Source organism: Pseudomonas sp. Choline-02u-1, from assembly GCF_002836515.1.
Lineage (GTDB): Bacteria > Pseudomonadota > Gammaproteobacteria > Pseudomonadales > Pseudomonadaceae > Aquipseudomonas.
In genome coordinates this window covers 101,479-127,166 of the sequence record NZ_PJBC01000003.1, presented here as the reverse complement: position 1 = coordinate 127,166, position 25,688 = coordinate 101,479, and the positions used below count along the sequence as shown (strand labels likewise).

25 protein-coding genes and 2 pseudogenes are annotated in these 25,688 nt (G+C 59.3%); 10 read left to right on the top strand and 17 right to left on the bottom strand.

All coding sequences use genetic code 11. From position 1 onward, the window contains the following. Nucleotides 1-62: 62 nt before the first annotated feature. A complete protein-coding gene (locus CXF97_RS02595; RefSeq protein WP_101155853.1) occupies nt 63-548 on the bottom strand; it encodes a GyrI-like domain-containing protein in 486 nt (161 codons plus the stop codon). 69 nt (nt 549-617) lie between these two features. After that, on the bottom strand, nt 618-1,280 hold the full coding sequence (locus CXF97_RS02590) for a LysE family translocator (RefSeq protein ID WP_101155852.1): 663 nt from the start codon (nt 1,278-1,280) through the stop codon (nt 618-620). Nucleotides 1,281-1,418: 138 nt separating this feature from the next. On the opposite strand from CXF97_RS02590, the gene alaC reads away from it, so the two are divergent. Beyond that, on the top strand, nt 1,419-2,627 hold the full coding sequence (gene alaC / locus CXF97_RS02585) for an alanine transaminase (RefSeq protein WP_053122962.1): 1,209 nt from the start codon (nt 1,419-1,421) through the stop codon (nt 2,625-2,627). Nucleotides 2,628-2,813: 186 nt separating this feature from the next. On the opposite strand, the gene CXF97_RS02580 is transcribed toward alaC, so the two are convergent. Together CXF97_RS02580 and CXF97_RS02575 are read right to left on the bottom strand one after the other, a co-directional pair. Continuing rightward, nucleotides 2,814-4,166, bottom strand: coding sequence for a GntP family permease (locus CXF97_RS02580; RefSeq protein ID WP_101155851.1), 1,353 nt, complete (start codon nt 4,164-4,166; stop codon nt 2,814-2,816). Nucleotides 4,167-4,248: 82 nt separating this feature from the next. Further along, on the bottom strand, nt 4,249-4,782 hold the full coding sequence (locus CXF97_RS02575) for a gluconokinase (protein ID WP_101155849.1): 534 nt from the start codon (nt 4,780-4,782) through the stop codon (nt 4,249-4,251). Between the two features lie 216 nt (nt 4,783-4,998). Here CXF97_RS02575 and CXF97_RS02570 point away from each other — a divergent pair, with 216 nt between their 5' ends. Beyond that, nucleotides 4,999-6,030, top strand: coding sequence for a LacI family DNA-binding transcriptional regulator (locus CXF97_RS02570; protein ID WP_101155847.1), 1,032 nt, complete (start codon nt 4,999-5,001; stop codon nt 6,028-6,030). 117 nt (nt 6,031-6,147) lie between these two features. Here the strand turns inward: CXF97_RS02570 and CXF97_RS02560 are convergent, their stop codons facing one another. Then, entirely contained in the window at nt 6,148-7,020 is an 873-nt protein-coding gene (locus CXF97_RS02560) for a LysR family transcriptional regulator (protein ID WP_101155845.1), read from the bottom strand. Between the two features lie 121 nt (nt 7,021-7,141). Between CXF97_RS02560 and CXF97_RS02555 the strand changes: the two genes are divergently transcribed. Then, nucleotides 7,142-7,582 (top strand): PACE efflux transporter, encoded by a 441-nt coding sequence (locus CXF97_RS02555; protein WP_076563910.1) that lies wholly within the window; start codon nt 7,142-7,144, stop codon nt 7,580-7,582. Nucleotides 7,583-7,707: 125 nt separating this feature from the next. After that, nucleotides 7,708-9,132: an MFS transporter gene (locus CXF97_RS02550; RefSeq protein WP_101155843.1), complete on the top strand. Its 1,425-nt coding sequence runs from the start codon at nt 7,708-7,710 to the stop codon at nt 9,130-9,132. 132 nt (nt 9,133-9,264) lie between these two features. Here the strand turns inward: CXF97_RS02550 and CXF97_RS28690 are convergent. Both CXF97_RS28690 and CXF97_RS28685 read right to left on the bottom strand, forming a co-directional pair. Beyond that, nucleotides 9,265-9,693: pseudogene (locus tag CXF97_RS28690) on the bottom strand (methyl-accepting chemotaxis protein); the annotation flags it as partial. A 120-nt stretch (nt 9,694-9,813) separates the two neighbouring features. Then, nucleotides 9,814-10,479 (bottom strand): annotated as a pseudogene (locus CXF97_RS28685) (PAS domain-containing protein); the annotation flags it as partial. Between the two features lie 829 nt (nt 10,480-11,308). Between CXF97_RS28685 and CXF97_RS02535 the strand changes: the two are divergent. Continuing rightward, entirely contained in the window at nt 11,309-11,716 is a 408-nt protein-coding gene (locus CXF97_RS02535) for a GNAT family N-acetyltransferase (protein WP_101155839.1), read from the top strand. A gap of 81 nt (nt 11,717-11,797) precedes the next feature. Here CXF97_RS02535 and def read toward each other — a convergent pair whose 3' ends face one another. The 3 genes from def to CXF97_RS02520 form a co-directional block, all read right to left on the bottom strand. Next, complete coding sequence (def, locus tag CXF97_RS02530; protein ID WP_039758091.1) at nt 11,798-12,337, bottom strand: peptide deformylase; 540 nt, start codon at nt 12,335-12,337, stop codon at nt 11,798-11,800. After that, nucleotides 12,334-13,290, bottom strand: a complete 957-nt coding sequence (locus CXF97_RS02525) for a YihY/virulence factor BrkB family protein (protein WP_101155837.1) — start codon at nt 13,288-13,290, stop codon at nt 12,334-12,336. The genes def and CXF97_RS02525 overlap by 4 nt, the downstream gene beginning before the upstream one ends. Nucleotides 13,291-13,453: 163 nt before the next feature. Further along, on the bottom strand, nt 13,454-13,645 hold the full coding sequence (locus CXF97_RS02520) for a CsbD family protein (RefSeq protein ID WP_042607250.1): 192 nt from the start codon (nt 13,643-13,645) through the stop codon (nt 13,454-13,456). A 194-nt stretch (nt 13,646-13,839) separates the two neighbouring features. Here CXF97_RS02520 and CXF97_RS02515 point away from each other — a divergent pair, with 194 nt between their 5' ends. Beyond that, entirely contained in the window at nt 13,840-14,217 is a 378-nt protein-coding gene (locus CXF97_RS02515; protein WP_042607251.1) for a hypothetical protein, read from the top strand. 164 nt (nt 14,218-14,381) lie between these two features. Here CXF97_RS02515 and fadD1 read toward each other — a convergent pair whose 3' ends face one another. Both fadD1 and fadD2 read right to left on the bottom strand, forming a co-directional pair. Further along, nucleotides 14,382-16,079 carry a long-chain-fatty-acid--CoA ligase FadD1 gene (gene fadD1 / locus CXF97_RS02510; RefSeq protein WP_101155835.1) on the bottom strand — a complete coding sequence of 566 codons (1,698 nt, stop codon included), beginning with the start codon at nt 16,077-16,079 and terminating at the stop codon, nt 14,382-14,384. Between the two features lie 347 nt (nt 16,080-16,426). Next, nucleotides 16,427-18,115: a long-chain-fatty-acid--CoA ligase FadD2 gene (fadD2, locus tag CXF97_RS02505; protein ID WP_101155833.1), complete on the bottom strand. Its 1,689-nt coding sequence runs from the start codon at nt 18,113-18,115 to the stop codon at nt 16,427-16,429. 225 nt (nt 18,116-18,340) lie between these two features. Between fadD2 and CXF97_RS02500 the strand changes: the two genes are divergently transcribed. After that, nucleotides 18,341-19,285 carry an alpha/beta hydrolase gene (locus tag CXF97_RS02500; protein WP_101155831.1) on the top strand — a complete coding sequence of 315 codons (945 nt, stop codon included), beginning with the start codon at nt 18,341-18,343 and terminating at the stop codon, nt 19,283-19,285. Nucleotides 19,286-19,328: 43 nt separating this feature from the next. Next, the gene (locus CXF97_RS02495) at nt 19,329-19,799 is read left to right on the top strand and encodes a MaoC family dehydratase (protein WP_003227420.1); all 471 of its coding nucleotides are present in this window, start codon (nt 19,329-19,331) and stop codon (nt 19,797-19,799) included. Nucleotides 19,800-19,924: 125 nt separating this feature from the next. Here the strand turns inward: CXF97_RS02495 and CXF97_RS02490 are convergent, their stop codons facing one another. Beyond that, nucleotides 19,925-20,392, bottom strand: coding sequence for a PA2169 family four-helix-bundle protein (locus CXF97_RS02490; RefSeq protein ID WP_101155829.1), 468 nt, complete (start codon nt 20,390-20,392; stop codon nt 19,925-19,927). Nucleotides 20,393-20,599: 207 nt separating this feature from the next. Between CXF97_RS02490 and CXF97_RS02485 the strand changes: the two genes are divergently transcribed. Together CXF97_RS02485 and CXF97_RS02480 are read left to right on the top strand one after the other, a co-directional pair. Continuing rightward, on the top strand, nt 20,600-20,836 hold the full coding sequence (locus CXF97_RS02485) for a DUF3820 family protein (protein ID WP_101155827.1): 237 nt from the start codon (nt 20,600-20,602) through the stop codon (nt 20,834-20,836). Nucleotides 20,837-20,866: 30 nt separating this feature from the next. Further along, nucleotides 20,867-22,048: an aminotransferase class V-fold PLP-dependent enzyme gene (locus tag CXF97_RS02480; RefSeq protein WP_101156407.1), complete on the top strand. Its 1,182-nt coding sequence runs from the start codon at nt 20,867-20,869 to the stop codon at nt 22,046-22,048. Here CXF97_RS02480 and CXF97_RS02475 read toward each other — a convergent pair. The 4 genes from CXF97_RS02475 to zwf all read right to left on the bottom strand — a co-directional run bounded on the left by CXF97_RS02475 (nt 22,045) and on the right by zwf (nt 25,645). Then, nucleotides 22,045-22,527 carry a hypothetical protein gene (locus tag CXF97_RS02475; RefSeq protein ID WP_101155825.1) on the bottom strand — a complete coding sequence of 161 codons (483 nt, stop codon included), beginning with the start codon at nt 22,525-22,527 and terminating at the stop codon, nt 22,045-22,047. The genes CXF97_RS02480 and CXF97_RS02475 overlap by 4 nt on opposite strands. Nucleotides 22,528-22,795: 268 nt before the next feature. Further along, nucleotides 22,796-23,461: a bifunctional 4-hydroxy-2-oxoglutarate aldolase/2-dehydro-3-deoxy-phosphogluconate aldolase gene (locus tag CXF97_RS02470; RefSeq protein ID WP_016773539.1), complete on the bottom strand. Its 666-nt coding sequence runs from the start codon at nt 23,459-23,461 to the stop codon at nt 22,796-22,798. A 17-nt stretch (nt 23,462-23,478) separates the two neighbouring features. Next, nucleotides 23,479-24,192: a 6-phosphogluconolactonase gene (gene pgl / locus CXF97_RS02465; protein WP_101155823.1), complete on the bottom strand. Its 714-nt coding sequence runs from the start codon at nt 24,190-24,192 to the stop codon at nt 23,479-23,481. Beyond that, nucleotides 24,179-25,645 (bottom strand): glucose-6-phosphate dehydrogenase, encoded by a 1,467-nt coding sequence (gene zwf, locus CXF97_RS02460; protein WP_101155821.1) that lies wholly within the window; start codon nt 25,643-25,645, stop codon nt 24,179-24,181. The genes pgl and zwf overlap by 14 nt, the downstream gene beginning before the upstream one ends. Between the last annotated feature and the right edge of the window lie 43 nt (nt 25,646-25,688).

Genomic DNA, 25,688 nt, shown 5'->3' with positions numbered 1-25,688 from the left:
GGCCCGCAAGCATAAAGCAGAACCACCGGGGCGGACATGCTGCGCCTCGATTCGAACGCTGTTCAGGCCTTGAGCGGCAGCCAGATTTCCAGCGTGCCGGTGTTGAGCCTGGGGTTGAAGTCCGCGCTGTAGCGCTCGAATTCCGGGGCATCTGCCGCTTCATAGCCCGACTGCGGCAGCCAGGTATTCCAGATGTACTGGAAGGTGTCGGGCAGTTGCGTCAGTGGCCCCTCGTGCTCGAACACGGCATATTTTTGCGGCTGGATTTCAACCCAACGGTACTTCTCCGGCAGGTCGTCGAGCTTGTCGATCTGCACGCCGGCGATGTATTCGAAACCGCCCTCGCCGTCCGCGTTGCAGCAAACGCCATAGGTCACTTCGTTGACTTGCGCCGGGATTTTCCCCAAGTGCGGGATCAGTTTTTCCCACAACGCGGGAATGTCTTCGGTGGTTGCCTGGGTGAATCGTCCACCGAAGCCGGCAATCAGCAGGAACTGCCCATGTTCGAAGCGAGGTTCAGCTATTTCGACGCGTGTTTGTTCATCCATGACGCGACTCCTCAGAACGGGAAAGTGGGTTCGGCTGGGAGTATAGAAAGCCCGAACCGTTTCGCACGTTTACAGCGAATGCAACTGCTCGACGGCGCCCGGGCCGACGAATTCGTTGTAACCGGAAACGATCACGTATACCGCGAAATAGCAGAAGATCGCCGCCGATGCCAGGTAGGAATAGCGCAACAGTTTGTCGCCCAGCAGCTTGCCACCGTGGCTGGCGGCGAAGCACAAACCGGCCGACCACAGCAGCCCGGCGCAAAGGAAACCGCCGAGAAACAGCGCCGAACTCAACGGCCCGCCGCCACCGGACCGGGCGATCAACGTGCCGCCGACGGCAGCGAACCAGAGAATCGCACTGGGCGACGACATGGCGAGAAAAATACCGCGAAAAAATTCCTTGCGATGGGAGTTCTGCCCTACTTGCGCCGTCTCCTCCAGCAGCGCTTCGTGATGAATCGCCGAGTAAATCATCTTCGCCGCGAAATAGATCAACAGCGCCGAACCGCCAATCCACAGCACCCAGCGCACGGTTTCGTATTGCAGCAGGACGGTCATCCCGGCCAGCGCCAGCACCGCATAAACCAGGTCGCCGACGCAGGTGCCGAGGCCCAGTGCAAAGCCCTGAAAGTAGCCGCGCTGCATGGCCAGGGTGATCATCGCGATGTTGGCCACGCCGATATCCAGGCACAGCGAAAGGCTCAGCAAGAAGCCGCTGGTGAATTCCATTGGGCGATTTTCCTTGAAAAAAATGTTTACAACCGTGCTGGACAGTATGCCATCACTGCACTTATCTTCCGCCACAGGTCACCGCAGTGACCAGCGTCGCTCGGACGGTTCCGGGCGCTTACGTTATCCGAGGCAACAATGGCCGAACAAGGTTCGCCGCGCCGCTTTGCGCGCATAGATCGACTCCCCCCTTACGTTTTCAACATCACCGCCGAGCTGAAAATGGCCGCTCGCCGCCGTGGTGAAGACATCATCGACCTGAGCATGGGCAACCCCGACGGCGCCACGCCGCCGCACATTGTCGAAAAACTCGTGCAAGTTGCTCAGCGTGAAGACACTCACGGTTACTCGACTTCCAAAGGCATTCCACGCCTGCGTCGGGCGATTTCCAACTGGTACAAGCAGCGTTACGAAGTCGATATCGACCCGGAAAGCGAAGCCATTGTCACCATCGGTTCCAAGGAAGGCCTGGCGCATCTGATGCTGGCGACCCTGGATCAGGGCGACACCGTGCTGGTGCCGAACCCGAGCTACCCGATTCACATTTACGGCGCGGTGATTGCCGGCGCGCAGGTGCGTTCGGTGCCGCTGGTGCCGGGCGTGGATTTCTTCGACGAACTGGAACGGGCGATTCGCGGCTCGATCCCCAAGCCGAAAATGATGATCCTCGGCTTCCCGTCGAACCCGACCGCGCAATGCGTGGAGCTGGATTTCTTCGAACGGGTGATTGCGCTCGCCAAGCAGTACGACGTGTTGGTCATCCACGACCTGGCTTACGCCGACATCGTCTACGACGGCTGGAAAGCGCCGTCGATCATGCAGGTGCCGGGGGCCAAGGACATTGCGGTGGAGTTTTTCACCCTGTCCAAGAGCTACAACATGGCCGGCTGGCGTATCGGTTTCATGGTCGGCAACCCGGAACTGGTCAACGCCCTGGCGCGGATCAAGAGCTACCACGACTACGGCACGTTCACTCCGCTGCAAGTGGCGGCAATTGCTGCGCTGGAAGGTGATCAACAGTGCGTGCGCGACATCGCCGAGCAATACCGCCAACGCCGCAACGTGCTGGTCAAAGGCCTGCATGAATTAGGCTGGATGGTCGAGAATCCGAAGGCTTCGATGTACGTCTGGGCGAAGATTCCAGAGGCGTATGCGCATCTGGGCTCGCTGGAGTTTGCCAAGAAACTGCTGGCCGAGGCCAAAGTCTGCGTCTCGCCGGGCGTGGGTTTTGGCGAATATGGCGACGACCATGTGCGCTTTGCCCTGATCGAGAACCAGGACCGTATTCGTCAGGCTGTGCGTGGGATTCGCGGGATGTTCCGCGCGGATGGCTTGGTTACCAAATAACTGACACGCCTCTGATCGTTCCCACGCTCTGCGTGGGAATGCCTCAATGGACGCTCTGCGTCCGCTTTGGGACGCGGAGCGTCCCGGGCTACATTCCCACGCGGAGCGTGGGAACGATCAAGCAGGAAGTCCGCGCCCACAAAAAAACCGCATCGCTGCGGTTTTTTTGCGCCTGCAAACTGCCGCTTAAACGAACAGCGACAGCAGCAGGATAAAGCCCAGGCCGACCACCGAGAGGATGGTTTCCATCGCGGTCCAGGTCTTGAAGGTTTCGGCCACGGTCATGTTGAAGTACTGCTTGACCAGCCAGAAACCGGCGTCGTTAACGTGCGACAGGATCAGCGAACCGGCGCCGGTCGCGAGTACCAGCAGCTCACGGTTGACGCCCGGAATCATCCCGACCACGGGCACGACAATGCCGGCGCCGGTGATGGTCGCCACGGTGGCCGAACCGGTTGCGATACGGATCACCGCAGCCACCAGCCACGCCAGCAGGATCGGCGAGATCTGTGCGCTGACCGCCATGTGACCGATCACATCGCCCACGCCGCTGGTCACCAGCATCTGCTTGAAGCCACCGCCGGCGCCGATGATCAGAATGATCGCAGCGGTCGGCGCCAGACTGGCGTCGAGCCATTTGAGCATCTGGTTGGAACCGATGCCCTGCTTGTAGCCGAAGGTGTACAGCGACAGCAGCAATGCCAGCAGCAGCGCGGAGATCGGATGGCCGATCATGTCCATCCAGATACGGAAGAAATTGCCGTCCGGCAGCGCCACGTCAGCGAAGGTTTTCAGCAACATCAGAAACACCGGTAGCAGCACGGTGACCAGGGTGATGCTGAAGCTCGGCAGGTTGGCCGAGTCGTTTTCGCGGGCCAGTTGATCGACCAGTTCCTGATTCGGGTGGCCGGGAATATGTTTGGCAATGAAAGTACCGAAGATCGGACCGGCAATGATGGCGGTCGGCAGCGCAACGATCAGACCGTAGAGAATCGTCTTGCCGATGTCAGCGCCGAATACCCCGATGGCCAGCAGCGGGCCCGGGTGCGGTGGCACCAGACCATGCACCGCAGACAGACCGGCCAACAGTGGGATACCGATCTTGATGATCGACACACCGGTGCGGCGCGCGACGATGAACACCAGCGGAATCAGCAGCACGAAGCCGATTTCGAAGAACAGCGGAATGCCCACCAGGAACGCGGCGAACATCATTGCCCACTGGACTTTGTCCTTGCCGAAGGCGCGGATCAGGGTCTGGGCGATCTGATCGGCACCGCCGGATTCGGCCATCATCTTGCCGAGCATGGTGCCCAGGGCGAGGATGATGCCGACGAAACCGAGCACGCCACCGAAGCCGTCCTGGAACGCCTTGATGATGGTGTTGATCGGCATGCCGGAAGTCAGGCCGAGGAACGCGGCGGCGATGGTCAGTGCAATGAACGGGTGAAGCTTGAATTTGGTGATCAGGATAATCAGGCCGATTACCGTGACCACTGCATCGAGCAGCAGGAACGTCTCGTGGGACATGCCAAACATGGGAGGTGTCTCCTGGATTGTTGTTGTTATTAAAGCGGGTTGAACAGAAGTCGGGAGGACAGCGCTGTCTTTTTCAACATACTCATACCGCCTGTTTCAGACCGTTGGCCTGCCACCAGACGTGAGCCTGCAGTGCCAGCTCTTCAACGCTGTGTACCGAGGCGTTGAGCGCCAGGGTCAGCGGCTCGCCCTTGGGCGATTCGAGGGTGGCGAACTGGCTTTCGATCAACGTCGCCGGCATGAAGTGGCCCGGGCGGTGCGATACACGCTCGGCGGCGACTTCCGGGGTCAATTCAAGAAACACGAAGCCCAGGCCCGGCAAGGCACTGCGCAGACGTTCGCGATAACTGTGTTTAAGCGCGGAGCAGGTCAACACCGGGCGCTGGCCGTCGGCATCGACGCGACGCAGTTCATCGCACAGGCTGTCGAGCCAGCCGGCGCGGTCGTCGTCGTTCAGGGGGATCCCCGCGCTCATCTTTTCGATGTTCGCGGCCGGATGGAAAGTATCGCCTTCAATGGCAGTGGCGCCGCTCAAATGGCACAGGGCCTGGCTGACGCACGTCTTGCCGCAACCGGCAACGCCCATGATGACCAGGGCGGTGATGGGATGACTCATATAACACCTCAGCGCGCAGACAGCGCTACCTTTGCTAGCTATGACTCTAGTGCACAGGCAGAAGTTGCCGACGCCTTCTTGTCGTTTTTTTGGGTTGCAGCAGGTTTGTTCCTAACGCCAAAGCGCGCAGATCAGGCAGGATCGCGCTCACGCATTTGCAGCTGCATCAGGACAGCGCTACCTTAGTGCCTTGATTTTTGTTTGGCAAGCCGCCCGATGACCTCCCCCAAGAACGATAAAAATACCCGCACCACCGGCCGTCCGACCCTCAACGAAGTAGCCCGCCTGGCCGGCGTCAGCCCGATCACCGCCTCGCGCGCCTTGCGCGGGGTGAGCACAGTCGCCACCGAACTGGTGGAAAAAGTGCAGAAAGCCGCGCTCGAGCTCAACTATGTGGTCAATCCCGCTGCCCGCGCGCTGGCGTCGGCGCAGAGCCATTCGGTGGTGGTGCTGGTGCCGTCACTGTCCAACCTGCTGTTCATTGATACGCTGGAAGCCATTCATCGGGTGCTGACGCCCAAGGGCTTCGAAGTGCTGATCGGCAACTTCCACTACTCGCGCGATGAAGAAGAAAACCTGCTGCGCAATTACATGGCCTATCAGCCGCGCGGGCTTCTGCTGACCGGTTTTGATCGCACGGAAAGTTCGCGGCGGATGATTGAGGTCAGCAACATTCCCTGCGTGTACATGATGGAGCTGGACAGCGCCGCCGGGGTCAATTGCGTGGGCTTCTCGCAGCTCAGCGCCGGTGAAACAGCGGCGCAGCATTTGCTCTCGCGTGGGCGCAAGCGCCTGGCCTACATCGGCGCGCAGCTGGATCAACGCACGTTGCTGCGTGGCGAGGGTTTTCGCAAGGCATTGCAGAAGGCTGGCCGCTACGACCCGGATCTGGAAGTGCTGACACCGCGTGCCTCTTCGGTGGGCTTGGGGGGTGAGTTGTTTATGCAACTGCTGGCAGCGCATCCGGATGTTGATGCGATTTTCTTCGGCAACGATGACCTGGCCCAAGGCGCGCTGCTTGAAGCGTTGCGTAACGGCATCAGGATTCCCGAGCAAGTGGCGATTCTGGGTTTCAACGACTTGCCGATGTCCGAGCACATGGTTCCCCGCCTGAGCAGCATCAATACTCCGCGTGAAGCAATCGGCCGGCGCGCAGCGGAGCAGATGCTGACATTGATGGCGGGCAACAAAGTAGCGCGACCGGTGGAAGATATGGGCTTTGAGCTCAAGATCCGCGAGAGCACCTGAAACTCACGCAATCCCCTGTAGGAGCTGCCGAAGGCTGCGATCTTTTGATCTTGATCTTCAAAAGCCAGATCAAAAGATCGCAGCCTTCGGCAGCTCCCACAGGGTTTTGTGTTGGGCTCAATGGCTGAGCAGGTCCACCAGTGCCTGCGCGCCCTTCTTCAGGGGCTGGCTCTTGAGCCACACCGCATGCACCGGCAGCACCAGGCCATTTTCGATGTTACGAAAATTCAGCCTTTTCAAACGTCCCGTGTCCAGCCACGGCTGCACCACCGATAGCGGAAAATTACCCCACCCCAGTCCTGCTTCGACCATTTCCATTGCCGTCTCAAGATTGTCCGTGCGCCAGTAAGATTCAGCCACCAACGGCCGCGTTTCGCTGATCGGCAAGTCGCGGCTGGCGACGATGATCTGCCGCACTTGCACCAGGTCTTCAAGAAACACATCCCGCCCCTGCAACAACGGACTGTCTGCCGCCAGCGTGGCGATCATCCGTTCGCTGCCGACGAACTGAAACCGCTCCAGCGCATTCACGCTTAACCCCGCAAACGCCAGACACACGCTGACCCGGCCACCGTGCAACATCGCCAGCACATCATCCTGAGGCGCGGTCAGCACTTCGATGTCGAGCAACGGATGGCGCTCGGCAATTACCTTGATCGCTGCCAGCAAACGCCGCCGATCAATGTCCGCGACCACACCAATCGACAACCTGCTTTCCAGGCCCAGCGATAACTCCACCGCGTGCACTCGCAGCTGCTTGAGCTGTTCGGCGATCAATCGCGCGTGGGGCACCAGCGACTGTGCCATCGCCGTGGGTTGCGGCTCACGATGACTGCGGTCGAACAACGGGTAACCGAGTTCGGCCTCAAGGTTGGCAATGCCCATGCTCACCGCCGACGGCACCTTGCCCAATTGCCGAGCGGCGGCGGAAAACGAACCGCGTTCGATCACCGCCAGAAACAACTCGATGCTGTCGCTGTTGAAATTCAAGTTTCCCACCTATCAATAAAACTGAAAGCTACCGACTTTTTCTGTCAGGACTATTGAAGCTATCTTTCGCCGCCTTCGCCAGCCCTGCTGGTCACAATTGGCAAGAAAGAGGCAAATCTGCATGCAAGGCGTGAAACGCAAACTGGTCTACGTGTCGCTCTACGAAGTGATCGGCATGACCTTCTCGGCGCTCGGTCTGGCGTTGCTGTCGGGCACATCGCCAGGCAGCACAGGGCCATTGGCGGTAATCATCACCAGCATCGCCGTGACCTGGAATTTTATTTACACCTCATTGTTCGAGCGCTGGGAAAGTCGCCAGGTCTCGCGTACCCGTACGGTGAAACGGCGCATCGCCCATGCGGTCGGCTTTCAACTGACGCTGATCGTGTTTCTGATTCCGCTGATTGCGTGGTGGATGAACATCAGTCTGGTGCAGGCGTTTCTGCTGGATCTGGCGCTGATCATTTTTATCCCGTGCTACACCTTCGTCTTCAACTGGCTGTTCGACCGGATCTTCGGCCTGCCGAACTCGGCGCTGCCAGATTCTGCCGCTGCGGCATAAATCGCTAATTCGTAAGTAGATATTGCAAAAAATCAGCGGTTCACCCGAGTAAACAGCCGACATTCACAATCCTCGAACTCCGATAGCAGGCTAAGCTTTTCCATCAATAAAAAATGGATCAGCTTATGACTGCTCACGCATCCGCCGCCGCGCACAGTGACGGCATCGACCCGGTACGCGCCGCCGGGATTTCCGCCCGCATCGATCGACTGCCCGCGGTAGCCACGATCTGGCGTCTGGTGGCGCTGCTGTCGATCGGTGGTTTTTTCGAGCTCTACGACCTGTTTCAGACCGCTTACATCAGCCCGGGGCTGATTCGCGACGGTCTCTTCGCCGCTGGCAAGCAAGGTGTGTTCGGCTTTTCCGATCAGGCAGCGTTTGCTTCGGCGACCTTCCTGGGCCTGTTTCTCGGCGCCAGCCTGCTCAGTCCGTTGGCCGATCGTTTCGGTCGCCGGGCGATCTTCACCTTCGCGCTTATCTGGTACACGCTGGCCACGGTGCTGATGGGAATTCAGACCTCGGCGCTGGGCATCATCGGCATGCGTTTTCTGGTCGGCATCGGTCTGGGTATCGAATTGGTGACGATCGATGCCTACCTCTCGGAGCTGGTGCCCAAGCGCATGCGCAGCTCGGCGTTTGCCTTTGCGTTTTTCGTGCAGTTCCTGTCAGTGCCGGCGGTGGCCTTGATGTCGTGGTGGCTGGTGCCGCAAGCGCCGTTTGGTGTTTCCGGCTGGCGTTGGGTGGTGTTGGCCAGCGCGGTGTTCGCGCTGTTCATCTGGTGGCTGCGCAAGCGCTTGCCGGAATCCCCGCGCTGGCTGGCACAGCATGGCCGCTTCGACGAGGCCAACCGCATTCTCGACAACCTCGAAGCGCGCTGCGCCAAGGATCACGGCCAAGCGCTGGATGCGCCGGAACCGGTGGCAGTCGATGTCGAAGGCAAAGGCCGCTTCGCCGACATCTGGCAACCGCCCTACCGCCGCCGCGCGTTGATGCTGATCGTCTTTCATATCTTTCAGGCGATCGGTTTCTTCGGTTTCGGCAACTGGTTGCCGGCGCTGCTTTCGGGCCAAGGCGTGAGCGTCACGCACAGTCTGATGTACGCGTTCATCATCACCCTCGCTTACCCGCTCGGGCCGTTGCTGTTTGTGAAGTTCGCCAACCGCTTCGAAAACAAATGGCAGATCGTCGGCTCGGCCCTCGGCGCGATGACTTTCGGCACCCTGTTCGCCCTGCAGACCAGCGCGTTCGGGCTGATCTTCTGCGGCGTGATGATCACCTTCTGCAACGCCTGGCTGAGCTTCAGTTATCACTCCTACCAGAGCGAACTGTTCCCGACCAACATCCGCGCTCGCGCGGTCGGGTTCTGCTATTCGTTCAGTCGGTTGTCGACAGTGTTCAGCAGTCTGTTGATCGGCATGTTCCTCGACAACTTCGGCACGCCGGGAGTGTTGGCGTTCATCGTCAGCAGCATGCTGATCGTGATGCTGACCATCGGCTGGTTCGGCCCGCGTACGCGTAATCTGGCCTTGGAGAATATTGCGCATCGCTGATGGCCAGCACAGGACTCAACTGTGGGAGCGGGCTTGCTCGCGAAGGCGTCGTGTCAGCTGGCATTTTGCTGGTCTGGCACACCGCTTTCGCGAGCAAGCCCGCTCCCACGGGTTTTGTATGGTCTGAAGATTTCAGTTCAATTGCAGGGTTTCATTAAACTGGCTGATCGCATCCACCACATGCCGCGAGCCCTGCTGAATCTCGAGGATCACCTCGCCCGCCTCGTTCGCCAGTTCCACGCCCAACCCGGTACGGCTCAGACTCGACTGCATGCTCGACACTGCGCTGAGCGACAGGTCGTGGTTTTTGCGCACCACGTCGACGATTTCCAGCGTTGCCTGGCTGGTTCGCGCAGCGAGGCTGCGCACTTCATCGGCGACAACCGCAAAACCGCGTCCATGCTCACCGGCCCGCGCGGCTTCAATCGCCGCGTTGAGCGCCAGCAAATTGGTCTGATCGGCAATCCCGCGAATCGTCTGGACGATGGTGCCGATGATGTCCGACTGTTTGCTTACCGCATCGATACTTACCGCCGCTTCATTCAGGTCGCGGGAAATATCCTGAATGATCTGCACGGTCTGCTGCACCACCTGTGAGCCTTTCTGCGCGCAAGCGTCGTTTTGCACCGAGGTGCTGTGGGCCGATTCCGCAGCGCTTTGCAGGGTGGTCATCTGCCGAGTGATGTCGCTGGCAAACTTGACCACTTTGTACAAGCGGCCCTTGGCATCGAACAGCGGATTGTACGACGCCTCCAGATAAACCATCTGCCCGGACTTGTTCTTGCGTTCGAATCGGTGCGAGTGATATTCGCCGCGATTGAGCGAAGCCCAGAACGCCTTGTATTGCGCGGATTCGGCTTCGGCGCGGTGACAGAACAGGCTGTGGTGCTGGCCGACGATTTCATTGTGCGAGTACTGCATGGTCTGCAAAAAGTTGTCGTTGGCGCGGATGACATGGCCTTCGGGGGTAAACTCGATCACCGCCATGGACCGGCTGATCGCCGCCAGCATGGCTTCTTCTTCATGCTCCTTGTTGATGCGCGCGGTGATGTCCGCCGCCACCTTGATGACACTTCTGACCTGTTTGTCCGGACCGAACACCGGCATGTAACTGGCTTCAAGCCAGATTTCGCGGCCGCTCTTGTTCAGGCGCAGGAAAGTGCCGCTGAGCGGTTCACCACGGGCCAGATCGCGCCACAACTTCGCGTAGTCCTCGCTGCGATAAAAGCTCTCTTCGCAGAAGATCCGATGGTGCTTGCCGCGAACCTCATCGGCGCTGTAGCCCAGGGTCTTGCAGAAGTTCTCGTTGGCGTCGAGGACGATCCCTTCCGGGGTGAACTCGATCATCGCCATCGAGCGGCTGAGCGCTTCTATCTTCGCGTTGGCTTCGGTCAGCGCACAGCTGAAGCGCTCGATTTCCCGCAGGTCAGCCTTGTGATGTAGGTTGAACATGGTTGTATCACCTTCCGCGCGTTCTTTTGATTGGATGAAAGTTCAGGTCTTTCACGATCCACCACTACGTTCTACAGAACAGGCACACGCCTTCCTCCAAAGGAGGAAGTTGTCAGGTGATAAATGATGATCAATCGGAGGGTTCGTGCAGCGACGCTCTGATCAAGACATCCTTTTCTTGATAGCCCGCATGCGGGCCAGCCCTAACGCGTAGAAGAACTTCCATTTAGGTGACGCTCCTTGTTGGTTCAGTGTCGGTGCCTTGGACGGCGCACTCTGGCAGCATGAATCACGGACCAACCCTGTTCCGCCGCCCTGTTGGCATGACGGTCGACATGGTTAGTTACCTGCAAAGCATAGCCATCCCGACGCCGGGCGCAAGGCCACTAGTCGGCCAGTATCTGGCATTTTTTGCACAAGAAACGGTTCAGCGCGGCAGGGCGATGTGGTGAAAACGGACGTTTTCGCCACAGAGGCGGGAAGCCCGAGAGACGGGCTTCCGACGGGTTTGATCAATGGCCGAAGATGTCGACTTTCCTGGTTTTCTTTTCCGCGCGTTTTTCCATGGCGGTCTTGGCCGGCTTTTTCTTCGCAGCTTTCTTTGAATCCATACCTTTTGACATGACCGGTACTCCACTCACAGGGGTGTGAGTTCAGGTATACACCTATCCCGAGGCGCGCGTTCTTTTATAATCGGCGCTTTTCGCAGCGACAGCCCGACCCCATGCCTGACATCCTCTACAGCCAGCTCGACGAATCGTTGTGGCCGCTGATGAACAAGTTCTACCGCAGCCATCAGTCTTCGATGAAAACCGTGCGCGAGGCGCAGCTGTGGGTCGCCAGGCGCGGCGAGATCGTGGCGGCGCTGTGCCTGCGACCGGTATCGGGCGGGCATTGGCTGACCGGGTTGTTGGTTGATCCGGGACTTCGTGAACAGGGCATTGCGGGGCAGTTGATGGCGGCGGCGCTCAAGGATGTCGACGAGCCGGTATGGCTGTTCTGCCACCCGGAGCTGCGCGGGTTTTATGAGCGGCGCGGCTTCAGCTTCGACCCGGCGCTGCCGCAGGCAATGGCGGAGCGGCTGAGCCGGTACGCGCGCAGCAAGCCGATGATTGCGATGGGGCTAGTTTGAAGATCAACAGATTGCAGCGTTCGGCAGCTCCTACACCGATCCCTGTAGGAGCTGCCGAAGGCTGCGATCTTTTGATTCTGGTTAATCGTCAGCGTTGGGATCGAGATCCGGAAACAGCACTTCGGTAAAGCCGAACTTGCTGAAATCGGTAATCCGCGACGGATACAGCCGACCGATCAGGTGATCGCATTCATGCTGCACCACCCGCGCATGAAACCCGGAGGCCACGCGCACAATCGGCTCGCCCTTCGGATCAAAGCCTTCGTAGCGAATCTGCTGATAGCGATCAACCGCGCCGCGCAAGCCCGGCACTGACAAACAGCCTTCGAAGCCCTCTTCCATCAACGGATTCAACGGCGTGATCAGCGGATTGATCAGAATCGTCTGCGGTACCGCTTCAGCGTCCGGGTAACGCTCGCTGTGCTCGAAACCGAAGATCACCAGTTGCAGATCGACGCCGATCTGCGGCGCCGCCAGGCCAACGCCGCCGACGCTTTCCATGGTCTGGAACATGTCATCGATCAATTGCCAGAGCTCGGCGCTGTTGAACATTTCCGGCGGTACCGGCGGTGCGATGCGCAGCAGGCGCTCGTCGCCCATTTTCAGAATTTCACGAATCATGGTCGTGCTTCATCAGTGTCCGGCTTGAGCGAATGATCACGCCCCAGACCCGAAACGTGTTGTTTGGTCGATTCGTCGGGCTCGCCAGGGGCTTTTTCGCCCTTGTCCTTGCCTTCGGCAGACATGTGCTCGATCACCGCATTCATTTCCGCGCCGAGCAACAGCACCGCGGCGGAGATATAGAAATACAGCAAGAGCACGATGATCGCCCCGATGCTGCCGTACATCGCGTTGTAGTTGGCAAAAGTTTTCACGTAGAAGGCAAAACCCAGCGACGCGAGGATCCACACCACCACGGCCAGCACCGAACCTGGGGTGATGAAGCGGAAATCCTGTTTGACGTCGGGCATCACGTAGTAGATCAGCGCCACCGCGACCATCATCAGAATGACGATCACCGGCCAGCGCGCAATCGTCCACACCGTGACGATGAAGTCTTCCAGGCCCACTTGTGCGGCAATCCAGCCCATCACCTGCGGCCCGAGCACCATCAGCGCAGCGGCGATCAGCAGCATGCCGGCAATGCCGACGGTGTACACGATCGACAAAGGGAAACGCTTCCAGATCGGCCGGCCTTCGACTACGTCATAAGCCGCATTCATCGCGCTCATCATCAGGCGCACGCCGGCGGAAGCGGTGTACAGGGCGATAACGATACCGATGGAAAGCAGGCCACCCTTCGATTGCTGCAGCTGATCGATCACCGGATTGACCTGCTCCAGCGCCTGGGGCGGCAGGACCAGTTCGGTTTGCAGACGCAGCCAGGAAAAGAAGTCCGGCAGGTGCAGGAAACCGATCAGGGCAATCAGGAACAGAATGAACGGAAACAGCGAGAACAGCATCTGGTAGGCCAGTGCCGAGGCGTAGGTCGACATTTCGTCATCGACGAACTCAGTGACCGTGCGCACCATCACCCGGTGCAGGGGCAGACCTTTCATGTCCGGAAATATCATTCGCGTCTCCTTGCGCCGCAAAAGGTTGAAGTCGTGGCGACTCAGGGGCCGTTTTTTACCTCAAGGTAGCCTACTTGGCGATCCTTCGGCGGATGACCGCAGGGTTCTGATACAAAAACGGCCATCCTTGGATGGCCGCTCGTGTGATTCGTTCAAGGCTCGCTTACGCCTTGTCGACGCCTTTTTTCACGGCGTCCTTGGCGTTGCCAACCGCTTGCTGGGCTTCGCCTTTTTTCTCTTGAACTTTGCCTTCCGCGCGCAGCTTGTCGTTGTCAGTAGCTTTGCCGACGCCTTGCTTGACGTTACCAACGGCTTCGTTGGCCATGCCTTTTACTTTATCGCCTGTGCTACTCATGGTGTTTCTCCGTGAAGCATAAAGGGAAGAAAAGTCATTACGTAACGATTGACCGGTGCGCTTTGCGCCGAGTTTCATTTATTTTGCGGGCATTTCGTCGCGACGCGCAGGTTGCGCTTTATGTTTGCCAGCGTTGCCCCGAGAATGCTCAGCCTATGGGCGTTGCGCCCCGCACACCGATTCGCAGGAATGTCATGAAGCTCAATAAAACCCAGGCCATCGCCCGTCGCAACCAGCAACTGGGCGGCGCCGTACTCGGCACCAACAACTGCCACTTCGCCGAACTGAACCGCAACCGCAACATCTGGTGGTTCGACCTGCCGGTATCGCGTCTGGCCATCGGTCAGTACGAGTGGATTCACTTGCTGCTGCACACCCCGGCCACTGATGAGCTGCTGCATTTGAAAGTGCCAACCGTGTTTCTGCGCGAGAAGCTCGAAGGGCTGGTGATTCGCAACGAAGGCAAGCGCAAGGCGGCATTGAGCCTGGAACTGAGTGCGGACAAGGATTCGTATCTGCAGGACATGCGTCCGGCAGGCACCAATGTGAATTTTGCGCCGTTCCGTCAGTAGCCAAAAAGCTTCGCGAGCAAGCCCGCTCCCACATTCAACTGCATTCCGTCAGTTGGAATACAGTCAAATGTAGGAGCGGGCTTGCTCGCGAAGACGGCATCACAGGCAACGCACGTCTACAGTCTGCATCAACAAAAAGCCCCGCATCTGCGGGGCTTTTTGTTTTAAGCGGCGCTCTTGGCCTTGAGCTTCTTCAGCTCTTCATCACGCAACTCGCGGCGCAGGATCTTGCCGACATTGGTGGTCGGCAGGGCGTCGCGGAATTCCACCGAGCGCGGCACCTTGTAGCCGGTGACGTTGGCGCGCATATGGTCCATGACCTGCTCTTTGGTCAGGTTCACACCCGGTTTGGCGACGATGAAAATCTTGATCGCCTCACCCGATTTCTCGTCCGGCACGCCGATCGCCGCGCACTGCAACACGCCCGGCAAAGTCGCGAGCACGTCTTCCAGTTCGTTCGGATAGACGTTGAAGCCAGACACCAGAATCATGTCCTTCTTGCGATCAACGATGCGCATGTAGCCATCCGGCTGGATCAGCGCGATGTCACCGGTTTTCAGCCAGCCGTCGCTGTCGAGCATTTCATCGGTGGCTTCCTGACGCTGCCAGTAACCCTTCATCACTTGCGGGCCCTTGACGCACAGTTCGCCGATTTCGCCCAGCGGCTGCTCGACACCGGCATCGTCGATGACTTTGCACAGGGTCGACGGCACTGGAATGCCGATGGTGCCGATCTGGATATGCTGAATCGGATTCACCGTGGCCACCGGGCTGGTTTCGGTCATGCCGTAACCTTCGCAGATCGCACAGCCAGTGACGGCTTTCCAGCGCTCGGCCGCAGCCAGTTGCAGGGCCATGCCGCCGGACAGGGTGACCTTCAACGCGGAGAAATCCAGCTTGCGGAAACCTTCGTTGTTACACAGCGCCACAAACAGCGTGTTGAGGCCGACGAAGCCGCTGAACTTCCACTTCGACAGTTCCTTGACCATCGCCGGCAAATCTCGCGGGTTGCTGATCAGAATGTTGTGGTTGCCGATCAGCATCATCGCCATGCAGTGAAAGGTGAATGCATAGATGTGATACAGCGGCAACGGCGTGATCAGGATCTCGCAGCCTTCGTTGAGGTTGGAGCCCATCAGCGCCTTGCACTGCAACATGTTGGCCACCAGATTGCGGTGCGTGAGCATCGCGCCCTTGGCCACGCCGGTGGTGCCGCCGGTGTATTGCAGCACGGCGACATCGCCGCTGTCCGGGTTCGCTTCGGCCACTGGCTGGCCGTGGCCCTTGCTCAGAACGTCGTTGAACTTGATGGCCTTGGGCAAGTGATAGGCCGGAACCATTTTCTTCACGTACTTGATGACGCTGTTGATCAGCAGGCGCTTGATCGGCGGCAGCAGATCGGCGACTTCGGTAACGATGACGTGTTTGACCCCGGTCTTCGGCACCACGGCTTCGGCCAGGTGCGCCATGTTCGCCAGGCAAACGAGGGCTTTGGCGCCGGAGTCGTTGAATTGGTGTTCCATTTCCCGCGCGGTGTACAGCGGGTTGGTGTTGACCACGATCAACCCGGCGCGAATGGCACCGAAGACCGCGACCGGGTATTGCAGGACGTTGGGCAGTTGCACGGCGATTCGATCACCGGGCTGCAAGTCGGTATGCTGTTGCAGATACGCGGCAAAGGCACCGGACAGCTCGTACAGCTCACCGTAGGTGATTGTCTTGCCCAGGTTGCTGAAAGCCGGTTTGTTGGCGAAGCGTTGGCAGGATTGCTTCAACACTGCCTGAATGTTCGGATACTCGTCTGGATTGATCTCGGCTGCGATTCCAGCCGGATACTTATCCTTCCAAAAGTCTTCGATCATGGAAGCCCACTCCTCAGCAACGCGAATTCTTCACCGCATTTGATGCGATTATTATTGGTGTGTGTTTTGTATTGGTGAATCCGGCGTTTTACAGGCCGAGAAGTCACAAAGCGCGCCGAGAGTAGCAGCTTTGCAAAGGGCCGACCAGAGCCAAAAGCGGCCCCTACAGTCACATTGATGACTCAAGACTTGCAAGCAGTCATTTTAGAGCAAAAATCCTATTAACCCTTGAAAGGACGTGATCATGGGGGTTTAAAAAACAAAAGATCGCAGCCTGCGGCAGCTCCTACACTGGATGCGTTTCCTGTAGGAGCTGCCGCAGGCTGCGATCTTTTCGCTTTTAAGCTTTATGCGATGTCGCGCAACTCGCGCCGCAGAATTTTCCCTACAGGCGTCATCGGCAACGACTCACGCAGCACGATGTGTTTCGGCACCTTGTAGGCGGTGAAATTCTCTTTGCAGTAAGCCTTCAGTTCTTCCAGGCTGACGCCGGTTTCCCGCGCCACGACAAACAACTTCACCGCCTCCCCCGAACGCTCGTCCGGCACGCCGATCACCGCACAGTTGGCGACTTTCGGGTGAGCCATGACCACGTCTTCGATTTCGTTGGGATACACGTTGAAGCCGGAGACGATGATCATGTCCTTCTTGCGATCGACGATGCGCACGAAACCGTCCGGGTCGATCACCGCGATATCACCGGACTTGAACCAGCCCTCGGCGTCGAGCACTTCGGCGGTGGCCTCGGGTTTGTTCCAATAGCCTTTCATGATCTGCGGGCCTTTGATGCACAGCTCGCCGCGCTCGCCCAGCGGCTGTTCGACGCCGTCATCATTGATGATTTTCACCAGCGTGCCTGGTACCGGCAGGCCGACGGTGCCCAGGCGCGACTGGTCGCCGTAAGGATTGGTGCAGGCCACTGGCGAGGTTTCGGTCAGGCCGTAGCCTTCGGTGATGCGGCACCCGGTCATCTGTTCCCAGCGCTCGGCGGTGGCCTTGACCAGCGCGGTGCCGCCGGAGTTGGTCAGCTTCAGGCTGGAAAAATCCAGACTCTTGAAATCAGGATGGTCCATCAACGCGACGAACAAAGTGTTCAAACCCAGCAGCGCCGAGAACCGCCAGTTCTTCAACTCCTTGATGAAGCCGGCAATGTCGCGCGGATTGGAGATCAACACGTTGTGGTTGCCCGACACCATCATGCACATGCAATTCGCGGTGAAGGCATAGATGTGGTACAGCGGCAGCGGCGCAATCATCACCTCCTGGCCTTCGCGCAACAGCGGCTGACCGTCCGGGCCGAGTTGAGCCAGGCAGGCGCGCACCTGCTGCATATTCGCCACCAGATTGCCGTGGGTGAGCATCGCGCCCTTCGCCAGGCCAGTGGTGCCGCCGGTGTATTGCAGCACGGCGATGTCATCGAGGCCGACGTTCAGCGGCTTGATACCCAGGCCGCGGCCCATGCGCAGCGCGCTTTTGAACGAGGTCGCTTGAGGTAACGAATACTCGGGGACCAGTTTCTTCACTTTGCTGACCACTGTGTTGACCAGCCAGCCCTTGGCGGCGGGCATCAGGTCGCCCATCTTCGCTTCGATCAGGTATTGAATGTCGGTGTCGGGCAGCACTTGCTGGACTTTCTGCCCGAACAGGTTCAGGTAGACCAGCGCCCGCGCGCCGGAATCCTTGAACTGGTGGCGCATCTCCCGTGGCGTGTACAACGGGTTGGTATTGACCACGATCAGCCCGGCGCGCAGAGCGCCGAACACCGCAATCGGATAATGCAGAACGTTGGGCATCTGCACCGCAATGCGATCGCCCGGCACCAGGTCGGTGTGGGCCTGCAGGTAACCGGCGAATGCCGCACTCTGACGGTCGAGTTCAGCGTAGGTCAGGGTGATGCCCATGCTGCTGAACGCCGGGCGATCAGCGAACTTCTTGCAGGAACGCTCAAACACTTCGATCACCGACTTGAACTCGCTCATGTCGATGTCCAGCGGTACGCCGGCCGGGCGTTTGTCATTCCAGAAATCAGGTTGCATTGTTCTTGTCCTCTTTACCTGAGCCGATCCGGGAGCCGCTTTCTGTCGTTTCTGCTTCATCCATGGAAGGCGAAAAGCACAAAGCGGAGCTCCACGGACACTAGCAGCTATGGCCAATCAGGCAAATATGGCCAAAGCCGTCATTGATCGCGTGAATCTTCCTGCCGTGGCGTGGGCTGATCAGACGCGCTATACACTCTGGCGATGCTGAGCAAAGGAATCGCCATGACCCACGACACCTTCTGGCTGGACGCGAGTGACCGCAGCCGCCTGTCCGTCAACCGCTGGCTGCCGGCCACGCCATTGAAAGCGGTGATACTGCTGGCTCACGGAATGGCCGAACACAGCGCTCGCTACGCGCGGCTCGCCGACACGTTTTGCGACAAAGACTATGGCGTCTACGCGCCGGATCTGCGCGGCCATGGTCGCACTGCGGACAACGCCACCCTCGGCCATTTCGCCGACGACGATGGCTGGTGCAAGGTCGTCGGCGATCTGGCCAGCCTCAACCAGCACATCGGCCAGCAACACCCCGGCGTGCCGATCATCCTGCTCGGCCACAGCATGGGCAGCTACATCGCCCAAGCCTATCTGCTGCACCACAGCGCCAGTCTGCACGGGGCGATTCTCAGCGGTTCGAATTACCAGCCAGTGGCGCTGTATCGCGCAGCGCGGCAGATTGCCCGGCTGGAAAAACTGCGCCAGGGCGGCAAGGGCCGCAGCGCGTTGATCGAATGGCTGTCGTTCGGCTCCTTCAACAACCGATTCAAACCGGTACGCACCCGCTTCGACTGGCTGAGCCGCGATCCGGCCGAGGTCGACAAGTACGCCGCCGACCCGTTGTGCGGCTTTCGTTGCACCAATCAACTGTGGATCGACCTGCTCGGCGGCTTGCAGCAAATCAGCAAAGCGTCCAATCTCGCGCAGATCGATCCGGGCCTGCCGCTGCTGGTGATTGGCGGCGAATGTGATCCGGTGAGCGAGGGCAAGCGTCTGACAGATCTGGCCAATGCCTTGCGCAGGGCCGGCAGCCAGCATCTGCAACTGAAGATCTACCCGCAGGCCCGGCACGAATTGTTCAACGAAACCAATCGCGACGAAGTGACCGCCGATGTGCTCGCCTGGATCAACCAGGCCCTGAGCCATCCGCGCCCGCAGCGCAGCGAATAATCTTTTGTGGATTCACTGAAATCCGTCACAGGAATCGAAACCGATGACTCAGGTTACCAACATCCCTTACGAAGCCCTTGAAGTCGGCCAGACCGCCAGCTACAGCAAGACTGTCGAAGAGCGCGACATTCAGCTGTTCGCCGCAATGTCGGGCGACCATAACCCGGTGCACCTGGACGCCGAGTTTGCCGCCGCAAGCATGTTCAAGGAACGCATCGCCCATGGCATGTTCAGCGGTGCGCTGATCAGCGCTGCCGTGGCCTGCGAACTGCCTGGGCCGGGCACTATTTATATCGGTCAGCAGATGAGCTTTCAGAAGCCGGTGAAGATTGGCGACACGCTGACGGTACGCCTGGAGATTCTGGAGAAACTGCCGAAATTTCGCGTGCGCATCGCGACCCGCGTGTTCAACCAGCGCGATGAGCTCGTGGTGGATGGCGAAGCGGAGATTCTCGCGCCACGTAAACAGCAGACGGTGACATTGCCGACATTGCCGGCGATCAGTATTGGTTAATTACGAGGACACATAACGAATGTGGGAGCGGGCTTGCTCGCGAATGCGGTGTGTCCCGCAACGAAGATGTTGCTGACACTGCCTCTTCGCGAGCAAGCCCGCTCCCACAGTTGTTTCAGTGCAGCTTAAGAGTTGGCACGAGCCTGGTTACGCAGGGCTTTCACCTGATCGTGGTTGCGTTGTACGCCGTGGTACTGACGCTCCACCAGATCCTTGATGCCTACCAGATTGTGCTTGTTGATTTTCTCGAGGGCTTCGCGATATGCCTTCAGCGCATGGTCTTCACCGCGCTCGGCCTCGTTCAGTACGGCCTCTTCATCTTTACCGGTGAACATCGATTTCACATCGACCCAGCGACGGTGCAGGTCACCGCTCATGCTGGTGGAAGTTTCCGGATCGCCACCCAGCGAACGAACCTGAGCCTGCAGCTCAGCGGCCGCGGTAGCGCAGTCGGCGGAGCGAGTCATAAACAGGGTTTTGAGTTCTGGATGCTTGATGTCTTCGGCGCAAGTCTTGAACCCTTCCTGACCGTCCTTGCAGGTTTCAATCAGGTCGTTGAGTACAGAGATGGCTTCTTTATTCATGTCGGTCATTTTTCAATTCCTTGCGATGGGTTGAAGATGCAAGGGATATTGCAGCGTGCGTGCCAGCTTCGCTTACAGAAATAAAACCTTTATTTTCAGCAACTTATAAAAGATTGAACCATCTGTATGCTGGTTTTTTGCATGATCTGTCATTTGGCCTGCATGCAGAATGCCTGTATTTTTCAGGCTGATCTGGAAACCAATTGAAGCGTGCCGATGAATCCGGAAAAACTCGAACTGTTGATCACTCGCCAGATGCCTTTCGGCAAGTACAAGGGCCGAATCATTGCCGACTTGCCTGGCCCCTATCTGAACTGGTTTGCCCGAGAAGGCTTTCCCCATGGCGAACTCGGTGGCCTGCTGGCGCTGATGCAGGAGATTGACCACAACGGCCTCTCCGATTTGCTCCAACCGCTACGTGCCAAACACGGCAGACCCGCCCCGCGCCACTGATGCGCCCTCCTCTCTTGAGCCATGTCGACCATGCCTGACAACACCCGCCGCGCCCGTGACGAAGCCTTCTGGCAAACCTTCGCCGACCGATACGATGTCCAGCCCGGCCCGGTCAATCTGGAGAACGGTTATTTCGGGCGCATGTCGCGCACGGTGATCGAGGAATACCAGCGCAACATCGAGCTGATTAACACCAGCAACTCGGTTTACGTGCGCCAGCGCTTTGAACAGCACGACAACCTGGAGATTCGCGCGCAACTGGCCGAACTGATCGGCGTGCGCGCGCAAAGCGTAGCCCTGACGCGCAACGCCACCGAAGGCTTGCAATCGCTGATCCGCAATTACAACCGCCTGCAGCCGGGTGATCAGGTGCTGATCTGCGATCTCGAGTACGACACGGTCAAAGGCGCCATGCGCTGGCTGGCGAAACACCGTGGCGTGGAGGTCATTAAAATTGTCCACCGCCATCCGGCCAGTTTCGACAGCCTGCTCGAAACCTACCGCGAGGCTTTTGTCCGCCATCCGAAACTCAAACTGATGGCCCTGACTCACGTCACCCACCGCACCGGGCTGGTCATGCCGGTGCAGGCCATCGCCGCGCTGGCCAAAGAGCACGGCGTCGATATCATCCTTGACGGCGCCCACGCCCTCGGCCAGATCGAGTTCGATCCGCAGGCCTTGGGCATCGCTTTCGCCGGTTACAACCTGCACAAATGGATCGGCGCGCCGCTGACCCTTGGCTTCATTTATATCGACCCGCTGCGTCTGGCCGACATCGATCCGGACATGGGCGAGATGCATTATCCGGTCGCCGATATTCGCTCGCGCACCTCGTACAGCACGCCGAACATCCCGGCGCTGATGACTTTGCCACTGGTGTTCGAAGAGCACGATGCGCTCGGCGGCGCCGCTGCCAAGGGCGCACGCCTGAATTACCTGCGCAACCTGTGGGTCGGCGCCGTTCGCCACTTGCCGGACATCGAGGTGCTGACGCCGGATGATCCGCAACTATATTGCGCGATCACCTCACTGCGTTTCACCCGGCATGACAATCAACAAGTCATGGCCGAGCGACTGCTGAGTGAGTTCAACCTGTTCACCGTGGTGCGCACCGGCGCCGCATGCGGGCCGTGCATTCGCATCACGCCGGGGCTGACGACCACGGCTGCCGAGATGGAGCTGCTCGTGAGGGCCCTGAACCAGCTGCGCTAGAGTGCCACACCGGCGCTCTTTGCGTAGCCTTCAAGCCCGAGTTGCGACGACACGGCAAAGGTGTCGATGCCAAGGGTCTGGCAGGCGAAGGCTCCGTCTTCGAGATTCTCGCCGGCGATCGGCAGCAATATCAGTTGCGCAGCGTCATCGGCGATGCCTCCACAGCTGCAGCGGCCGGGCAGGTGCAAGGTGCCGGCCCAGGCCTCGTGGTGAGACTGCGCACCCGCCTCGTCGCCGGGAATGAATACGTTCAGGGTCAGGCAAGAAGTGCCGGGCGCCGATCGATCCGGATAGACACTGGTGAAACGGACGATGCCATGGCTATCGGTCGATTGGCTGCCGCCCAGGCGCGTGTCGCCATCGACACGCTGCTGAATGCGCACCAGCGCGCCGATGACCGGCTCGCTGGTCATCGCATCGACCAGCGACAGGCGCAGGATCAGCGGCAGACCTTCGACACCTTGACTGATATTGCGCACCTCGGGCTGGGCAACAGGCCGATCGGTGCGACCAGGGAATGGCGGCTTCGGTTGACAGGGAGATTGTGGCGTAGGGGTCAGAGACTGAAGGTCGTCCATGAGGCGTTCTCTCTTCCATAAGGTGAACGCAGGTTAACCCCGTGAAAAAGCCAGCGTGCGGTAACTATGTATCGCAAGATGTACCGGCACTTTTTCAGCGCAAAAAAAAGGTGCGCCGACCAAGCGCACCATAAAGCCGTACAGCACACAACGAAGTGTCAGGTAACAATCAGTCCAGCAGCGCCAGCGCTTCGGCGGTGCATTCCTGAATGCGGGCCCAGTCGCCGTTCTTGATCCACTCCGGATCAAGCATCCAGCTACCGCCCACGCACATGACGTTTTTCAGCGCCATGTAGCTCTTGATATTGGCCGGGCCGACGCCGCCAGTCGGGCAGAATTTCACTTCGCCGAACGGGCCGCCGAGGGCCTTGATTGCCGCCACGCCACCACTGACTTCCGCCGGGAACAGTTTGAAGCGGCGATAGCCCAGGCCGTAGCCCTCCATGATGCCGGAGGCGTTGCTGATGCCCGGCAACAGCGGGATCGGGCTGTCGACGCTGGCTTCGAGCAGGTCGCGGGTGATGCCGGGCGTGACGATGAATTGCGAGCCAGCCGCTTCCGCCGCCGCGAGCATGTTGCGGTCAAGTACGGTGCCGGCACCAGTCATCAGTTCCGGGCGCTGTTCGCGCAGGATCTGAATGGCCTTGAGGCCGAACTGCGAACGCAGGGTCACTTCCAGCGCGGTCAGGCCACCGGCGGCCAGGGCGTCGGCCAATGGCAGCACGTCCTGTTCGCGAGCGATGGTGATCACTGGCAGGATCCGCGCCTTGGCGCAGAGACTGTCGATCAGGGCAACTTTGTCCGCCATGGAAACGGTCGGGGATGGGGTTGTCATAGCGGCTGTTCCTTGGCTCATGGGCACCAGTAAATCTCTAACGTAGGTTGCAGGAATGCGCGCACCGGCATGGCCGCGACGTCATTGGATGCCAGCGCGGCATTCAGAGTGGTCAGTTTCGATTGACCGGAAATCGACAGGATCTTGTGTCTGGCCGAAGCCAGCAGCGCGCGGCTCATGGTCAGGCGCTGACGTGGCACGCTGGGCGCCAGCATCGGCCAGCAACGGCGCGTGCCATCGGCTTGCAGGGCCGCCGCGAGGTTCGGGCTGTCGGGGAACAGCGACGCGGTGTGGCCATCGTCGCCCATGCCCAGCACCAGCACGTCAATCGGCGGCAGCTCGGCGAGCAAACGGTCAGCTTGCTCGGCCGCCTGCTCAACACTGGCTGCCGCGCTGTAGAGGCTGAGGAACTGCGCCTTGGCCGCCGGGCCTTTGAGCAGATACTGCTTGAGCAGGCCGGCATTGCTGTCGGCGTGTTCCACCGGCACCCAACGTTCGTCAGCCAGCGTGATCACGACTTTTGACCAGTCCAGTTCCTGCTTGGCCAGATGCTGAAAAAACGCTACCGGGCTGCGTCCACCGGACACCACCAGCACCGCGTTACCGCGTGCCGCGATGGCTTCGCTCAGTTGCTTGGCAACGTTTAGCGCCAAGCCTTCGGCGAGCAAAACCGGGCTGTTGAATTCGCGAGCAGTCACGCCCGCCGGCAGTTGCACATCAGATATCGCCATACCACGACCTCCCGTCCCGCGTGATCAGTGCGATGGAGCTCATCGGCCCCCACGACCCGGCCGCATACGGCTTGGGCGCGTCACCGGATTTTTTCCACCCGGCGATCAGTTGGTCACACCACTTCCACGCGGCTTCGATTTCATCTTTACGGACAAACAGGTTCTGATTGCCGTTCATCACTTCCAGCAACAACCGCTCGTAGGCATCGGGGATCCGCGCGCTACGCCAGGTGTCGGAGAAATTCAGTTGCAGCGGCCCGCTGCGCAGTTGCATGCCTTTATCCAGGCCCTGCTCTTTGGTCATCACCCGCAAGGAGATGCCTTCGTCCGGTTGCAGGCGGATGATCAGTTTGTTGCTGATCTGCAGGCGCTGCTCCGGGGCGAAGATGTAGTGCGACGGTTCCTTGAAGTGAATAACGATCTGCGACAGCTTCTGCGGCATGCGCTTGCCGGTACGCAGATAAAACGGCACGCCGGCCCAGCGCCAGTTGCGAATATCGGCACGCAGGGCGACGAAGGTTTCGGTGTCGCTCTGGGTATTGGAATTCGGTTCTTCGAGGTAACCCGGGACGGATTTGCCTTCGCTGTGGCCGGCGATGTACTGGCCGCGCACCACTTGTGTGGTCAGGCCTTCCGGGCTGATCGGCGCCAGCGCCTTGAGCACTTTCACTTTCTCGTCACGGATGCTGTCGGCGGACAGGTCGGCCGGCGGGTCCATGGCAATCAGGCAGAGCAGCTGCAACAGGTGATTCTGGATCATGTCGCGCAGTTGGCCGGCCTTATCGAAATAGCCCCAACGCCCTTCGATGCCGACCTTCTCGGCCACGGTGATTTCCACGTGGGAGATGTAATTCTGGTTCCACTGGGTTTCGAACAGGCTGTTGGCGAACCGCAAGGCGATCAGATTCTGAACGGTTTCCTTGCCCAGGTAGTGGTCGATGCGGTAAGTGCGGTCTTCCGGAAAGAACTGCGCCACGGCGTCGTTGACCTTGCGCGACGATTCCAGGTCAGAGCCGATCGGTTTTTCCAGCACCACGCGGGTATTCTCGGCCAGACCGACTTTTTCCAGATTCTCGCAGATCGCGCCGTACACCGCCGCCGGGGTGGCGAAGTAGGCAATCATGCGCTGGCTGCTGCCGGCCAGCTCCGCCAGCGAAACGTAGTCTTCGGCCTTGAGAAAGTCGACGTGCAGATAGGTCAGGCGCGCAAGAAAGCGCTCGGCCACGGTTTCGTTCAGCTCTTTGCCGACGTAGCGGCGCAGTTCGGCGGCGATGAACGCCATGTGTTGCTGCTCGCTTCCGGGCTCACGGGCCAGCGCGATGATCCGCGTGTCCTCGTGCAACAGGTCAGCGCCATCGAGGTGATAAAGGGCAGGAAACAGCTTGCGCAGGGCCAGATCGCCAAGCGCGCCGAACAAGGCAAAGGTGCACGGTTCAACCGTTATGGAAGGCATGATGTTTGTTCTTTTATCAAGTTAAGCTACAAATACCTTTTTT

What these genes read in the sequence shown, in the direction of transcription:
- fadD1 (WP_101155835.1), bottom strand. Translation starts at nt 16,079, where the DNA reads ATGATCGAAGACTTTTGGAAGGATAAGTATCCGGCTGGAATCGCAGCC.
- CXF97_RS02595 (WP_101155853.1), bottom strand. Translation starts at nt 548, where the DNA reads ATGGATGAACAAACACGCGTCGAAATAGCTGAACCTCGCTTCGAACAT.
- CXF97_RS02580 (WP_101155851.1), bottom strand. Translation starts at nt 4,166, where the DNA reads ATGTTTGGCATGTCCCACGAGACGTTCCTGCTGCTCGATGCAGTGGTC.
- CXF97_RS02480 (WP_101156407.1), top strand. Translation starts at nt 20,867, where the DNA reads ATGCCTGACAACACCCGCCGCGCCCGTGACGAAGCCTTCTGGCAAACC.
- CXF97_RS02570 (WP_101155847.1), top strand. Translation starts at nt 4,999, where the DNA reads ATGACCTCCCCCAAGAACGATAAAAATACCCGCACCACCGGCCGTCCG.
- CXF97_RS02520 (WP_042607250.1), bottom strand. Translation starts at nt 13,645, where the DNA reads ATGAGTAGCACAGGCGATAAAGTAAAAGGCATGGCCAACGAAGCCGTT.
- CXF97_RS02485 (WP_101155827.1), top strand. Translation starts at nt 20,600, where the DNA reads ATGAATCCGGAAAAACTCGAACTGTTGATCACTCGCCAGATGCCTTTC.
- CXF97_RS02535 (WP_101155839.1), top strand. Translation starts at nt 11,309, where the DNA reads ATGCCTGACATCCTCTACAGCCAGCTCGACGAATCGTTGTGGCCGCTG.
- CXF97_RS02590 (WP_101155852.1), bottom strand. Translation starts at nt 1,280, where the DNA reads ATGGAATTCACCAGCGGCTTCTTGCTGAGCCTTTCGCTGTGCCTGGAT.
- fadD2 (WP_101155833.1), bottom strand. Translation starts at nt 18,115, where the DNA reads ATGCAACCTGATTTCTGGAATGACAAACGCCCGGCCGGCGTACCGCTG.
- alaC (WP_053122962.1), top strand. Translation starts at nt 1,419, where the DNA reads ATGGCCGAACAAGGTTCGCCGCGCCGCTTTGCGCGCATAGATCGACTC.
- CXF97_RS02525 (WP_101155837.1), bottom strand. Translation starts at nt 13,290, where the DNA reads ATGATATTTCCGGACATGAAAGGTCTGCCCCTGCACCGGGTGATGGTG.
- CXF97_RS02500 (WP_101155831.1), top strand. Translation starts at nt 18,341, where the DNA reads ATGACCCACGACACCTTCTGGCTGGACGCGAGTGACCGCAGCCGCCTG.
- pgl (WP_101155823.1), bottom strand. Translation starts at nt 24,192, where the DNA reads ATGGCGATATCTGATGTGCAACTGCCGGCGGGCGTGACTGCTCGCGAA.
- def (WP_039758091.1), bottom strand. Translation starts at nt 12,337, where the DNA reads ATGATTCGTGAAATTCTGAAAATGGGCGACGAGCGCCTGCTGCGCATC.
- zwf (WP_101155821.1), bottom strand. Translation starts at nt 25,645, where the DNA reads ATGCCTTCCATAACGGTTGAACCGTGCACCTTTGCCTTGTTCGGCGCG.
- CXF97_RS02550 (WP_101155843.1), top strand. Translation starts at nt 7,708, where the DNA reads ATGACTGCTCACGCATCCGCCGCCGCGCACAGTGACGGCATCGACCCG.
- CXF97_RS02495 (WP_003227420.1), top strand. Translation starts at nt 19,329, where the DNA reads ATGACTCAGGTTACCAACATCCCTTACGAAGCCCTTGAAGTCGGCCAG.
- CXF97_RS02555 (WP_076563910.1), top strand. Translation starts at nt 7,142, where the DNA reads ATGCAAGGCGTGAAACGCAAACTGGTCTACGTGTCGCTCTACGAAGTG.
- CXF97_RS02575 (WP_101155849.1), bottom strand. Translation starts at nt 4,782, where the DNA reads ATGAGTCATCCCATCACCGCCCTGGTCATCATGGGCGTTGCCGGTTGC.
- CXF97_RS02490 (WP_101155829.1), bottom strand. Translation starts at nt 20,392, where the DNA reads ATGACCGACATGAATAAAGAAGCCATCTCTGTACTCAACGACCTGATT.
- CXF97_RS02470 (WP_016773539.1), bottom strand. Translation starts at nt 23,461, where the DNA reads ATGACAACCCCATCCCCGACCGTTTCCATGGCGGACAAAGTTGCCCTG.
- CXF97_RS02515 (WP_042607251.1), top strand. Translation starts at nt 13,840, where the DNA reads ATGAAGCTCAATAAAACCCAGGCCATCGCCCGTCGCAACCAGCAACTG.